General features: G+C 72.7%; 9 protein-coding genes. 2 read left to right on the top strand and 7 right to left on the bottom strand.

All coding sequences use genetic code 11. The annotated features are described in order from the left end of the window. Positions 1–73 precede the first annotated feature (73 nt). Entirely contained in the window at positions 74–949 is an 876-nt protein-coding gene (locus tag ABZ914_RS07965; RefSeq protein WP_500192312.1) for an oxygenase MpaB family protein, read from the top strand. Here the strand turns inward: ABZ914_RS07965 and ABZ914_RS07960 are convergent. The 7 genes from ABZ914_RS07960 to ABZ914_RS07930 form a co-directional block, all read right to left on the bottom strand. Next, a complete protein-coding gene (locus ABZ914_RS07960; protein ID WP_500192311.1) occupies positions 919–1,728 on the bottom strand; it encodes an SDR family oxidoreductase in 810 nt (269 codons plus the stop codon). The two genes, ABZ914_RS07965 and ABZ914_RS07960, sit on opposite strands and share 31 nt — an antisense overlap. After that, on the bottom strand, positions 1,725–3,095 hold the full coding sequence (locus ABZ914_RS07955) for a cytochrome P450 (RefSeq protein ID WP_500192310.1): 1,371 nt from the start codon (positions 3,093–3,095) through the stop codon (positions 1,725–1,727). The genes ABZ914_RS07960 and ABZ914_RS07955 overlap by 4 nt, the downstream gene beginning before the upstream one ends. A 104-nt stretch (positions 3,096–3,199) precedes the next feature. Beyond that, a complete protein-coding gene (locus ABZ914_RS07950; protein WP_500192309.1) occupies positions 3,200–6,229 on the bottom strand; it encodes an AMP-binding protein in 3,030 nt (1,009 codons plus the stop codon). A 114-nt stretch (positions 6,230–6,343) separates the two neighbouring features. Continuing rightward, positions 6,344–7,993, bottom strand: coding sequence for an AMP-binding protein (locus ABZ914_RS07945; protein ID WP_500192308.1), 1,650 nt, complete (start codon positions 7,991–7,993; stop codon positions 6,344–6,346). Positions 7,994–8,123: 130 nt separating this feature from the next. Continuing rightward, entirely contained in the window at positions 8,124–8,501 is a 378-nt protein-coding gene (locus tag ABZ914_RS07940; protein WP_500192307.1) for a DUF3054 domain-containing protein, read from the bottom strand. 93 nt (positions 8,502–8,594) lie between these two features. Then, entirely contained in the window at positions 8,595–9,920 is a 1,326-nt protein-coding gene (locus ABZ914_RS07935) for an extracellular solute-binding protein (RefSeq protein WP_500192306.1), read from the bottom strand. Then, positions 9,920–11,854: a vWA domain-containing protein gene (locus ABZ914_RS07930; RefSeq protein WP_500192305.1), complete on the bottom strand. Its 1,935-nt coding sequence runs from the start codon at positions 11,852–11,854 to the stop codon at positions 9,920–9,922. Before ABZ914_RS07930 ends, ABZ914_RS07935 begins: the two co-directional genes overlap by 1 nt. 368 nt (positions 11,855–12,222) lie before the next feature. Between ABZ914_RS07930 and ABZ914_RS07925 the strand changes: the two genes are divergently transcribed. Beyond that, complete coding sequence (locus ABZ914_RS07925) at positions 12,223–13,023, top strand: SAM-dependent methyltransferase (protein WP_500192304.1); 801 nt, start codon at positions 12,223–12,225, stop codon at positions 13,021–13,023. Positions 13,024–13,296 lie beyond the last annotated feature (273 nt).

The raw sequence follows: 13,296 nt of genomic DNA, 5'->3' as shown, positions 1-13,296 counted from the left end.
CCGTGACATTCCGCGCGACACAGCTACAATTACCGTCGTTCTGTTCCACCCTCGTCCCCCCTCGGCGGTGTCCATGCCCGATCCAGCGCCCACCCCTCTCGGCCCCGGCTCGCTGACCTGGCGGTACTTCGGCGACACCCGGATGCTGCTGGTCGGCCCCCGCGCCGCGGTGCTGCAGAACATGCTCCCGGCGCTCGGCCAGGGCGTCCTGGACCACTCGGTGTTCTTCTCCGAGACGTTCGCGCGGCTGAAGCGCTCCGCCGGCCCGATCCTCGACACCGTCTACGGCGGCGACCGCTCCCCCGAGACGGGACGGCGCGTCCGCGACTACCACGTCGGCATCAAGGGGACGATGCCGGACGGCTCCCGCTACCACGCGCTCGACCCCGAGACCTACTTCTGGGCGCACGCCACCTTCCTCGACAACATGGTCTACGGCATCGAGACGTTCATCCGGCCGCTCGGCGAGGACGAGAAGCGCCGCATCTACGACGAGTCCAAGACCTGGTTCCGGATGTACGGGGTCAGCGACCGCGCCATGCCCGACGACTGGGAGGCGTTCCAGGCGTACTGGAAGCGGATGCTCGACGAGGAGATCGTCGCGCACAAGACCGCCCGGTACGGCGTCGGCTACGTCACCAAGGGCCTGCCCGCGCCGCCGAAGGTGCCGGCGCCGGTGTGGCGGGCGGTGTCGCCGCCGCTGAACGCGGTCGCCCGGTTCATCACGGTCGGCGGCCTGCACCCCCGGATGCGCGAGCTGCTGGAGCTGCCCTGGAGCGCGGCCGACGAGCGCCGGTACCGCCGGTTCGCCGCGGCCGTCCGCGCCGGGAACCGGCTGTGGCCGCTGCTCCCCGAGGCCGTCCGCTACCTCCCGCAGGCCCGCCGCGCCTTCCGCCGCGCGCGCGCCGCCCGCCGCGGTCAGGGGGCGGAGCGGATCCGCCTGTCGTAGGCCCTCCTCGCCTCCGGGTCGTAGTCGAGGAAGAGCGTGTCGAGCCCGTAGCGGCGGGACACGGCCTGCTTCAGCCGGTCCGGCAGGAGGGCGCCGAGCCTGATCTGGCGGCCCAGCGCTTTCGGGACGACGACCTGCGGGCGCGGGCGGGCGATCAGCCCGGCGACGGCCGCGGCGATCTCCTCCGGCTCGCAGTTGCGCATCCCCTTCGGGCTGCGGGTCCCCGCGATCAGGTCGGTGTTGGTGAACGTCGGCAGCACCGCGCTGACGTGCACGCCCTTTCCCCGCACCTCCAGCCGCGCCGCCTCGGTGAACGCCACGACCGCGGACTTGCTGGCGTTGTAGAGCGCGAGGCCCGGCGTCGGCAGCACCCCGGCGACGGACGCCACGTTGATCACATGGCCGCGCCCGCGCGGCAGCATCCGGCCCAGCGCCAGCTTCGTCCCGAGCATGACGCCGTGCACGTTGACGTCCAGGCAGCGGCGGGCGTCGGCGTCGCTCTCGCCGGTGACGGGCCCGATCGGCATGATCCCGGCATTGTTCACCAGCACGTCCAGCGGCCCGGCCGCGTCCTCGGCGTTCGCCAGGAACGCCTCGAACGACTCGCGCGCCGTCACGTCCAGCGGGAACGCGGCCACGCCCAGCGACTCGCCCGCCTCCTTCACGGCGGCCTCGTCGACGTCGCCGATCACGACGGCGGCGCCCCGGGCCTTGAGCGCGCGGGCGGTCGCCAGCCCGATGCCGCGCGCCGCGCCGGTGATCGCGATGACCTTGCTCACGGGGCCTCCTGAAGCCGGTCGAGCCGCACGGGCAGGCCGTCCTTCGGGGACGGCAGCGACGTGGTGTCCAGCGGCCATTCGTACCGCGCGGGCACGCTCCACCGGTACCGCTGGAGGACCTGGTGCAGGATCGTCTTCACCTGCATCCCCGCGAAGTACATGCCGATGCACTTGTGGGCGCCGCCGCCGAACGGGGACCACGCGTACTTGTGCACCTTGTCCTCGCGGCGGTCCGGCGAGAACCGCTCGGGGTCGAACGTGTCGGGGTCCTTCCACCACTGGGACATGTGGTGGTTGCTCAGCATCGGGACGACGACGGTCGTGCCGGCGGGGATGTGGTAGCCGAGGATCGAGGTGTCCTTGACGACCCGGCGCGGCAGCGCGGGGACGGGCGGGACCATCCGCAGCGACTCCTTCATCACCATGTCGATGCCGGTCAGCGCGTCGAGGTCCGCGTACTCCAGCGACGGCCGGCCGAGCCGCTCCGCGAGCGCGAACGTCTCGTCCCGCAGCCGCTCCTGCCATTCCGGGTACTTGGCGAGGTAGTACGCCATCGTGGTGAGCGTGATGGTGGTGGTGTCGTGCGCCGCCATCAGCGCGAAGATCATGTGGTTGACGACGTCCTCGTCGGTGAAGCGCTGGCCGTCGTCGGTCTCCGCCTCGCACAGCGCCGCGAACAGGTCGTCGCCGCCGTTCCGGCGCTTGTCGGGGAGGTGCTGGTAGAAGAACGCCTCCAGCTCCCTGCGCGCCCGCAGGCCCTTGTTCCAGCGCAGGCCGGGGACGTTGAACCGGACGTAGGCCGTGCCGGCGCGGACGGCGTCGATGAACGCGCCGTTGACCCGGTCGGCCTCGGCGCGGTCCAGCTCGACGCCCATGAAGACGTCCGTGGCGAGGTCGAGGGTGAGCTGCTTGACGTGGTCGTAGACCTTGAAGCCGGAGCGGGCGTCCCACGCCTCGACGCCACGGACGATGCCGGGCGCCATCGCCTCCATGTACGCCTGCAGCCGGGGCCGGGTGAACGCCTGCTGCATGATGCGGCGGTGGTGCAGGTGCTCCTCGAAGTCGAGGAGCATGATCCCGCGGCGGAAGAACGGCCCGATGAAGTAGCTCCAGGCCGGGCCGTTCGCGAACGCCTTGTCCCGGTTGACCAGGACGGTCTCGGCGGCCTCCGGCCCCTGGACGGTGCAGGTCCGCATGCCGAGCAGCCAGCCCCACGCGATCGGGCCGTACTCCTCGTAGCGGCGACGGGCCATCCCGATGGGGTCGCGCATCACGCTGAGGGTGTTGCCGACGTACGGGATTCCGGGGACGCCGGGGACCGCCTTGAGTCCGCTGCCCTCCGGCGGCGGCGCGAGCACGCTCGTCATGAACCCTCCGGACGCGCCGCCCGGGCGGGGGCCGGGGCGGCGTGCAACAAAAGTGCAGTTTCTGTCGCTTTGTTGTAACGCAACGGACGGCCGTAAGTCCAGGCTTACGGCAGGTGAGTTACACCGCCGGACGCGGGGGCGCGCAGCAGCCGCCGCCGCGCCGCCTCCGTCAGCGGCCGGTACGCGCCCGCCTTGTCCCGGTAGTACGTCCGTCCGTCCGCCGCCGCGGGGATGCCCTCCGCGCGCAGCGGCGCCGTCCGCAGCCGCCGCCCGGCCGTGACGGGCACCTCGTCCACCACCCGGACGATCGCCGGCCGCAGCCCCGGCTCCACCCGCAGCAGCGCCTCCGACAGGTCCACCGGCTTCAGCTCGGCACCGTCCGCGGCGGGCCGTCCCGCCGCGCCCGCCGTGCCCGTCTCGCCGCGCTTGGCGTCGCGCAGGCTCACGGCCGCGGCGGCGAGCTCGGTGTCGCCGACCGGGATGCCGTAGACCGCGACGATGTCGATGTACGGCAGGTCGCCGAGCGCGTCCCGGATCGGCCCCGGCGGGACGATCCCCTCCGCCGTGCGGATCAGCTCCGCGTCCCGCCCGACCGGCCAGAAGTCGCCGTCGGCGTCACGCCGGAACAGGTCGCCGGTGATCGTCCACGCGTCCTCGGAGCGGAACACCCCGCGCACCGGCCGCGCCGCCGCCCCGAGCGCCGACGGCCGGACCCGCGCGAGCAGCATGCCGATCTCGCCGGGCTCGCACTCGACGCCGAGGCCGTCCGGCCCCTGGACGAGGCGCCCGCTCTCCAGGTCGTACCGGGCCAGCCGCACCTCGGCGCTGCCGGGCAGCGGCCGGCCGAGCGAGCCGGGCTTCTTGCCGCTCAGGTTGACCAGGACCGCCTCGCCCTCGGTCGAGGCGTAGAACTCCAGCACCCGCGCGGGCGCGAACCGGTGCTCGACCCGCCGCCACAGGTTGCGCGGCATCCCCGACCCGATGAACAGCCGCACCGCGTGGTGCCGCTCGGCCGGGTCGGGCGGCGCGTTCACCAGGTCGCGCAGCAGCGTCCAGGTGTAGGACGCGACGGTCACGCCGTAGCGGCGCGCCTCGTCCCAGAACGTCTCCGGGTCGTAGCCGCTGGCGAGGGCGAGCCGCGCGCCGCCCGCGACGGCGCCGCCGAGGCTCATCAGCAGCGCGGACGGGTGCTGCAGCGGCGTGATGCTGTAGACGGTGTCGGCCGGCGACAGCGCGGCGGACGAGGCCGTACCGAACGCCGACAGCGCCCACCGCCGGTTGGTGATCCGGTTCGCGCGCAGGTGCTCGCCGTCCCCGCTGAAGATCACGAACGCGAGGTCGCCGGCCCGTCCCGGGTTCGGCCGGTACCAGCGCGGCAGCTCCACCGCGTCCGGGTCGATCAGCTCCATGTCGGGCAGCGGGCCGCGCCCGCCCGGCCGGTCGCCGCGCCCGGCGCCGCCGAGCACGTGGCCCTCGACCCCGTCCAGGCGGGCGGCCCGCGCCGCGTGCTCGGGGTCGGCGATCACCCGGGTGACCCCGCTCAGCCGGGCCTCCGCCGCCGGGTCGCCGTCCGGGCGCAGCAGCACCGCGACGGCGCCGAGCCGGCTCAGCGCCGCGACCAGCGCCAGCGCCGTCGGCCGCGTGCCCATCAGCACGCCCACCGCGTCCCCGTGCCGGACGCCGATGTGGACCAGCCCCCGCACGATCGCGTCGATGCGCCGCTTGGCGGCGTCGTGGGTGTGCGCGCGCCCCTGGTAGAGGAAGAACACCTCGCCGGGCATGCGCCGGGCCTGCTCGTCCAGGAGCAGGCCCATCGACATCCGGGTGTCGGAGTGGATCCGCTCCAGCCGGGCCAGCCGCGGCAGGTTCTGCGCGGCCTCCCCGCTCAGCTGCCGCGTCCCCTGGACGGCCCGCGCCGCCGTCCGGAACGCCGAGCGCGCCGCGCTCGTCCCGATGCCCATCGCCAGCTGGAGGCCGTAGCCCGCAGGCCCGCCGGGAAGGGACGCCGGCGGCGCCTCCTCGTCCCCCGTCACCGGCGCGACGATCTCCGGGAGCTCCCCGTCGCCCTCGCGCCACCGCACCCACGCCGCGACCGACGGCCACGTCCGGGAGATCGCGAGGCCGCCCACCACGAGCCCGAAGTGCCCGGCCCGCAGGCACGCCTCGTACACCTGGGCGCGCGGCGCGGCCCGCCGGATCCCGCGCACCATCGGCGGCGCCGCGATCTCGTCGACCTCGCCGACGAATGTCAGCACCGGGCAGGTGATGTCGGCCAGCGTGACGAGGCGGTCGCCGATCACGAACCCGCCCGTCAGCATCCGGTTGTGCTGGACGAACTGCCGGATGAACTCCGCGAGTGCCGGGCCGGGCCACGACACCCAGCCCTCCCGCTCCAGGAACCGGCGCTGCCGCTCGCGCGGCGCCAGCCGCTCCCGGTCGTGCAGCTGCATGAGGAACTCGGCCCGCGACCGCACCGACTTCACCGGGCTGAGCAGCTGGAACCCCAGCCGCGTCACCCAGCCCGGCACCGCGAACCCGCCGAGCATCCAGTCCGGGATCCGCTCGGCGCCCTCCGTCGCGATCCAGCTCGGCAGCCCGAACGGCAGCCCGACGCTGGTGTCGGACGGGCTGCCGAACGTCACGATCGACGCCACGCCCTCGCTGCGCCGGTACGCCGCCGCCTGGTAGACGAACATGCCGCCCTGCGAGTACCCGGCGAGGTGGACGTCCCGCCCGGTGATCGCGCGGACCCGGTCGATCGCGTCGCTGACCGCCACCACGTGGTCGGTGACGGTCCGCTCCAGCCCGCCGGGCTCGCGCTCGGGCGCGCCGAAGTCGACCACCCACGGGTCCACGCCGAGGTCCCGCAGCACCCCCACCGCGCTGACCCGCGAGGAGATGTCGTACACCTCGGCGGTGATCATCAGCGGCGGGACGAGCAGCACCACCGGCCCGTCCGCCGCCCGCGGGAAGTAGTGCCGCAGGCGGTACACGCGCTGCTCGGTCACCACCTCGAACGGGGAGGCGTCCTCCTCGGTGTCCAGGCCGCCGAAACGGGCGACCTCGAGGGCGTTCTGGGCGGTGGAACCCAGGCGGGAACCCAGGCGAAAAAGCGTCGTGGCAACAGACGGCATCGTCGACCTCTCAGAGCGTCAACCCATGTTGTCCGTTATCACCGGCTTTAGCAATTGGACGCCCCGTTCAGAGGCTGACCTCACAGCGGCGGCCCTCCCGGCCGCCGCGCGGGCTCAGTCCACGACGCGGGCGCCGTCCAACTTGCCGTCCTTGAGCCGCTCCCACATGTACCGGCGGCGGGGCTTGCCGCTGGACGTGCGCTGGATCAGCCCGGTGCCGACCACGATCGTCACCTCGACGTCCTCGCCGACCCGCCGGCGCAGCATCTCGCGCACCTCGGGCACCCACGCGTCGTCCAGCGTCTCGGCGAACAGCGCGAGGCCCTTCTGCCCGGCGCCCGGCACCCCGACGACCACGATGCGGCCCTTGCCGAGCCCGGACACCTCGGCGATCTTGGATTCGAGGTCCTCCACGTAGACGGACCGGCCGCGCACCTTGATGCTGTCGCCCATCCGCCCCAGCACGAACAGCTGGCCCTCGTGGAAGAAGCCCGCGTCGCCCGTGTGGACCTCGCCGTCGACGAACCGCGTCGACTTGGCCTCGGCGCCCGCGAAGTAGCCCGGGCACGCCGACGCGCCGCCCACGACGATCTCGCCGAGCACGCCCTCCGGCATCGTCCGGCCCTCGTCGTCGACGATCCGGACGGGCACGTCCTCCTCGGGCGTCCCGCAGCCGACGATCCAGCCCGCCTTCGCGCCGATCGACCGCGGCCCGAGCGAGTGCTGCTCCAGGATCCGCACGGGTTTCCCGAACGACAGCGACTCCGGGTCGGGCCGGACGGCCAGCGGGTCGCGCAGCTCCTTGTCCATCGTGACGAGCAGCGTCGTCTCGGCCATCCCGTACGCCGGGCGGAACGCGGTCCGCGAGAACCCGAACGGCTCCAGCAGCTCCGCGAACACCTCCAGCGAGTGCGGGTCGATGGGCTCCGCGCCGATCAGCGCCATCTTCCAGCCGGACAGGTCCAGGCCCTCCAGCTGCTCCGGCTTCACCCGCCGCGCGCAGTAGGCGTACGCGAACGGCGGCGCCGCCGTGTGCTGCGCCTCGGCGAAGCAGCGGATCCAGCGTGCGGGGTCGCGGATGAAGTGGTCGGGGCGCATCAGCCGCAGCTTCCCCTGCCGGGCGATCGGCGTGAGGAAGCAGCCGATCAGCCCCATGTCGTGGTACAGCGGCAGCCACGACGCGACGACGTCGTCGTCCTCGAAGCCCGCCGACCGGGCGATCAGCTCGCTGTTGGCCTCCAGGTTGTCCCAGGTCACCATGACGCCGCGCGGCGCGCCGCTGGATCCCGAGGTGAACTGCAGCAGCGCCAGCTCCCCGGCGGGCTGCACCTCGGCCTCGGCCGCCGCCTGCCGCGGCAGCCACGGCTCGCCGGGCAGGCCGGCCTGCGCCATCGCCCGTCCCGCGTAGTCCGCCAGGTCCGCGGACGCGGCCACCAGCACCGGCTTCGCCTGCCGCAGGATCGCGGCCACGTGCGCGACGTAGTCGTCGCCGTCCTGGAACAGCGGCGGGGTGATCAGGCAGACCGTGGCGCCCGCGGCCCACACGGCGAAGTAGGTCTCGATGCAGGTGAAGTCCGTGGGCAGGATCAGGCAGACCACGTCGCCCGGGCGGACGCCCTCCTCGATCAGCGCTCCGGCCGTGCGGCGCGCGGCGGAGGCCAGCTCACCGTAGCCGCGGAAGTCCCAGCCGCCGTCGTCGGCCGCCAGGTGGACGCCGCGTCCGGTGTTCGGCTTGTCCAGCCAGTCCCGCAGCGCAGATGCCATCGTGTCCCCTTCGACATGCTTGCTCGGTCACCCACGTGACTCGCGGGTAACTTCACCAGCACCCCGCGTCCGGCGTCAACCGGCCGGACCGGCAAACAGACCGCCCGGTCATTTGGAGAGATCCAACAACTCAGACACGCTCGGGTTTGTCACGCCGGAGCGCCGCCGCACCCCGCGCCACGCCCCGCCAGCCGAGCAGCACCAGCCCCAGGAACACGAGCGCGACCAGCACGAACGTGAACGCGATCCCCTGTCCCGAGATCACCCGCAGCACCATCCCCACCGCGACCGCCGACAGCCAGACCCCGATCCCCACCGGCACCACCGCGTCCGCCCGCCGCCGCCACGCCCGCAGCACGGCCCACCCGGCCGCGAGCCCCACCAGGAACGGCCACGCGGTGTTCAGGAACCCCGTCACGCTGGCCGCCTCGTCATGCGAGCTGCGCCCGATCCCCACGAACACGAGCACGCAGCAGACATCGAGCACACCCGCCACCACATTCCGCATACGCCCAGGTTATGTCCGCTTCCCCGCAGCCCCGAGACGCCCCCGTCAGATCGTCCCGCGATGTATCGCGGCCGAGATCATCGACACCGCGCGCTAGCAGCCGCTGTGCTCGCCCTTCAGCGCGGCGGTGAGCACCTTCGCGAGCGTCGCGGCGCTCGGCTCCCGGGCCCGCGGGGGAACGGCGTGGGCGTCGAGCACCTGCTCCACGCAGCCGCGGAAGGTCTCGCTGAACTGCGCGTAGTACGGCGTGACCGGCCGGCGGCGCGCCAGGTCGAGCGCGCCCTGGACGGTGGTGGCGAACGCGGCGAAACGCTTGGCCGAGGGCAGCTCCTCCGGCCGGTACTTCGGATCCCTGCACGGCGCCGGGTTGTGCAGCACCGAAAGCCTGGTCGGGGTGAACCCCCCGCAGGCGAACAGCTGGTGCTGGGATTCGGCGTTGCCGAGGAAGTCGACGAGCTTCCCCGCTTCGGCCCGATGCCTGGACCGCGCGGAGACCGCCAGGTCCCATCCGCCGAGCACGCTGTACCCCGGGGCCGGGAGGGTGGCGACATCGAAGCCGTTGCCGACGCGCGGGTCGGCCGTCAGCGTCCTGAAGGCGTAGGGCCAGTTGCGCATGAGCGTGGCGCGGCCCCCGGCGAACGCGTCGAGGGAGCCGTCCTCCATGGAGGCACGGGAGTCCGCCAGCGCGGGGCCGCCGGTCGCGAGCCGGTCCAGCCCCTGGAGGACGACCTGGGCCGTCCTCACGTCGACCTTGTCGATGGTGCCGCTCAGGACCGCTCCCTTCTGGGTGTTCCAGACGGCCTCCAGCGCGTTCGCGGTGAGCCCTTCGTAGTCTCCGAGCTGCGCCGCGTACCCCTTCTTCAGCAGCTCGTCCCATGAGGCCGGCGTCCTCTCGCCTCGCCGCACGTACAGCAGCCCGGCATCGGTGAACCAGGGCACCGCGTACTGCCGTCCCTTCCACTGCCCGGTCAGCATCGTCACCGGGAAGAAGTCGGCCGGGTCCTCCATCCAGTCGTCCGCGACCTTGGCGAGGAGGCCGCGATGCGCGTATTCGGGGAGCCAGGCGATGTCGACGACGAGCACGTCGTAGGCGCAGCTTCCCGAGTCCAGGGCGGCGATGAGCTGGCTGCGCGTCGCGTCCGTCGACCGCGACACCTCCACGAGCGTCGCCTGCTCGTCCGGGTGCAGCTTGTTCCAGCCCTCCACCAGGGCGCGCCGCTGGAAGTCCGGGCTGATGTCGATGTCCGTGGCGATCGTCAGGCCGCGGTGCTCCCCGCATCCGCGGAAGGCCGGGCGGTAGCCGGCCGACCACCGCGTGCCCGCCGCGGCGCCCAGGACGAGGACGAACGCCACGACGGAGGCGACGAGGCGCCTGTGCCGCGTGACGTAGCCGTTCAGGCCGCCGGCGGGTGCCGCCATCAGTCGTCCCCCCAGAGGATCTGCGCCACCGCGCGGGGCGCCAGGTCCTCGATGTCGCCGCTCGGCCCGCCGATGCACGAATCGCGGCCGAAGGCGGCGGCGATCGACGCGACCGGCTCCGCGGTGCAGTCCGACTGCCCGGTGAGCACGATCAGCACGTGCAGCGCGCGGTCCTCGGACCTGAGCGTCCTGGCGAGTTCGCGGGCCTGGCCGGCCGCGCCGGGATCGCTGGCGGGGGCCTGCCCGTCGGTCAGGACCACCAGGGTCTTCTTGCCGGGCGGCAGGCGGGTCGCGACCGCCTGCCGGATCGCCGTGGTGAGCGGCATGTCCCAGTCGTTCGTGACGGCCCGCTGGAGCGCGGCGGCCACCTTGAGACGCCCCGCCTCGTCGGTGGACGAGGCCACCGGCCCGGCCTGCGGGCTGCTGCTGCGCGAGAAGAAGAACAGCGACGTCGGGGCGGTGGGCCTGGTGTCGGCCAGGATGCGCGTCGCCAGCGCCTGCGCGCGCCCGAGGCTCGGGCCGTTCTGCCCGACGGTGTTCGCCATCGAGCCGGAGACGTCGATCAGCAGGCCCACGGGAGGCTTCGGCCGGGCGTCGCCGTAGCAGCCCAGCAGCGCCTGCAGCGAGGCGAGGCAGGTGCCGTCGCCGCGCAGGGGATGGGGCGGCATGCTCTCGGGGACGGGGTGCTCGGGGTCCCGCAGGCTCCGCACCGCCGTTGCGGCGGCGGAGATCCGGCCGGAGGCGGTGCGAAGGCCGGCTCTCGCGAATTCGTCCTTCCCGAGCCACTTCCGGAAAGCCGCGACCGCCTTGTCCCGCCTGGCGGAGTCCTCGCCCGGCCAGCGTACGTGCACGAACGGATAATCGAGGACGGGAAGGTCATTCGTGTAGTACGGATAGAGCCACCATTGCGAAGAGGGCTTCCTGCCCGGACACCCCGCCCCGAGCGCGTCACCGTGGTCATATCTCGCCAGAACGCTCTCGGGAAGAATGACCGCCGTCCCCTGGGGAGGACGCTCTCCGCCATTGTCCTTCGCCCGGAACCCGCACACCAGCGAAACGGCGTCCCTGCCGGACATATTGCTCTCGTCGAAGATCTTCTCCAACGGCTCCCTGTCGCCGCCCGCCCATCCGGTCCGCAGCGCCTGGTGCAGCAGCGGGGTCGCCAGGAGGGCGGAGTCGGAGGTGTCGGGCGAGGGGCGCGCGACGGAGGTCAGGACCTGTTCGGCGTTGAACTCGTGCACCAGCGACTCCAGGCTCTGCCTTCCCGGGTCGCCCGCCAGGTCGGGCCTGTCGGAGTTGCCGAACACGGCCAGGACCAGGGGGGACGATCCCACCGACGGCGCATGGCCGATCTCCAGGTCGGCCTTCGCCATGAGGTGGCTCGCCTTGCCCGAGCACGGGGTCCGGCCCTCGACGTCGTCCCGCACACCCTTGGCGATCGTCAGGCTGTCGGGGATCCAGACGTCGGGCTGCGCTCCGAGGAGGGTCGCCCGGGACGGCAGGGACGAGCAGTCGCCACCGCCCGATTCGGCGCCCGGGCTCGTCCATCCGCGGGCGAAGCCGTTCTTGATCTCGTCGGTGGGCGCGTCTCCCGCGACGTTGATCGTCACCTCGCGGCAGCCGTGGTCCGCCCTCTCCGCGACGTACCGCCGGGCCGCCTCGGACAGCGGTGCGACGTTCTCGGCGTCCGTGACGACCCGCAGGTCGATCGGCTCCGCGCAGGACCCGCCGGACGTCGCGTCCGCCCACAGCACCGGCGCCTTGAAGATCACCAGGCCGACGGCCAGGGCGGCGACGATCCCGGGCCAGGACCATCGCACGGCCCGGTACAGCAGCCGGAACGCCCGCGCGAGGACGGCCGCCGCCATCGCGGGCACTTTGAGTCCGGAGAGGTCGGACACCAGAACGGACGCGGCGACGAAACCCACGAACAAAAAGCCGAGGAGAAGGAGGGCCAGCCCCCACGCCGGCATACTGAGCAGCCGGCCGCTGAAGACGGTAGTGGCCAGGCCGAAAAAGGTGTAGACGGCCCCGAGCGCCGGAAAGAACTCCCGGCGGCTTTTACCGCGTCGAGCAGGCGGACCCTCCGAGGACATCCCGCTCCCATCGGATGACCAAGAATGCGTCCCCCCGGGTACTCGACCAGTCTAAGCAGAGCGCGCCGCACCGCCCGCAACGTATTCGTAACAGTCGATCATTCTGATTCGGACACAGAAAATCACCTTTAGGCCCCACCCGGCAGTCGCCGATCATGGGAGGATCGGATGGCCTCGGCACCCCTCCTTCCTAGGAAGAGCCCCTCATGACCGACGCCTCACTTCCGGTGGACCTGCGCACGGATGTGCCGCACCCGGCCCGGGTGTACGACTTCTACCTCGGCGGCAAGGACCATTTCGGCGCCGACCGCGCGTTCGGCGAGAAGATCCTGAGCATCTGCCCGCAGCTGCGGCCGCTGGCGCTCGCCAACCGCAGGTTCCTCGCCCGCTCCGTCGGCCTGCTCGCGCGCGACCACGGGGTCCGCCAGTTCCTCGACCTGGGCACCGGCCTGCCGACCTCCCCGAACCTGCACGAGGTGGCGCAGGGCGTCGCGCCCGAGTCCCGGGTGGTGTACGTGGACAACGACCCGATCGTGCTCGTCCATGCCCGCGCTCTCCTGACCAGCCGGCCGGAGGGCAGCACCGGGTACGTCGACTCCGACGTCGCCGACATCGACCGCATCATCGAGCTGGCGTCCGGGACGCTCGACTTCGACCGCCCCGTCTCGGTCAGCGCGCTGGCCCTGTTCCACTTCCTGCCCGATCCCGTGCCGGCCGACCTGCTGGCGCGCCTCCGCGACCGGCTCGCGCCCGGCAGCTTCCTGACGATCAGCCACGTGCTCCCGGCCCTGCGCGAGGTCGCCGACGCATACCAGGGCGCGATGGGCCTCGGCACCCTGCGCGGCAGGGACGAGATCACCGCCCTGTTCGGCGATTTCGACCTGCTGGAGCCGGGTCTGGTCGATCCGCACCTCTGGCGCCCCGACCTGCCCCCCGGCGAGCCGACCCCCACCGACGCGCCGACCGGCCTAGGCGCCTGCGCCGTAGCCCGCAAACCCCTGTCCTGACCCCCCGAGAGGGAGCAGGGGACGAAGCAAAAAACAGAGCGCAGAGCAAAAACCCGCACGACCAAGGAAAGCAAGGGGCAAAGCCCCCAAACGGGGGCAAGGGGCGAAGCCCCAAAACCAGGGCGCAGAGCAAAAACCAGCACTAAAGGCGAGGGCGAAGCCCGAGGGGGGCAAGGGGCGAAGCCCCAATATCGCGAGAAGCGCGCCGGGGTCGTGGGGGCGAAGCCCCCACACCGGGGGGCTCGGGGGGTCGTGGCCCCGATTAAGGGCGAT

The organism is Spirillospora sp. NPDC046719, assembly GCF_040645715.1.
In the GTDB taxonomy this organism is placed as follows: Bacteria; Actinomycetota; Actinomycetes; order Streptosporangiales; family Streptosporangiaceae; genus Spirillospora.
The sequence above is the reverse complement of the archived record's forward strand: the minus strand, read 5'-3'. Positions and strand labels throughout refer to the sequence as shown.

Coding starts and splice junctions, on each gene's coding strand:
- ABZ914_RS07950 (WP_500192309.1), bottom strand. CDS start 6,229: ATGCCGTCTGTTGCCACGACGCTTTTTCGCCTGGGTTCCCGCCTGGGT.
- ABZ914_RS07945 (WP_500192308.1), bottom strand. CDS start 7,993: ATGGCATCTGCGCTGCGGGACTGGCTGGACAAGCCGAACACCGGACGC.
- ABZ914_RS07925 (WP_500192304.1), top strand. CDS start 12,223: ATGACCGACGCCTCACTTCCGGTGGACCTGCGCACGGATGTGCCGCAC.
- ABZ914_RS07955 (WP_500192310.1), bottom strand. CDS start 3,095: ATGACGAGCGTGCTCGCGCCGCCGCCGGAGGGCAGCGGACTCAAGGCG.
- ABZ914_RS07940 (WP_500192307.1), bottom strand. CDS start 8,501: ATGCGGAATGTGGTGGCGGGTGTGCTCGATGTCTGCTGCGTGCTCGTG.
- ABZ914_RS07935 (WP_500192306.1), bottom strand. CDS start 9,920: ATGGCGGCACCCGCCGGCGGCCTGAACGGCTACGTCACGCGGCACAGG.
- ABZ914_RS07965 (WP_500192312.1), top strand. CDS start 74: ATGCCCGATCCAGCGCCCACCCCTCTCGGCCCCGGCTCGCTGACCTGG.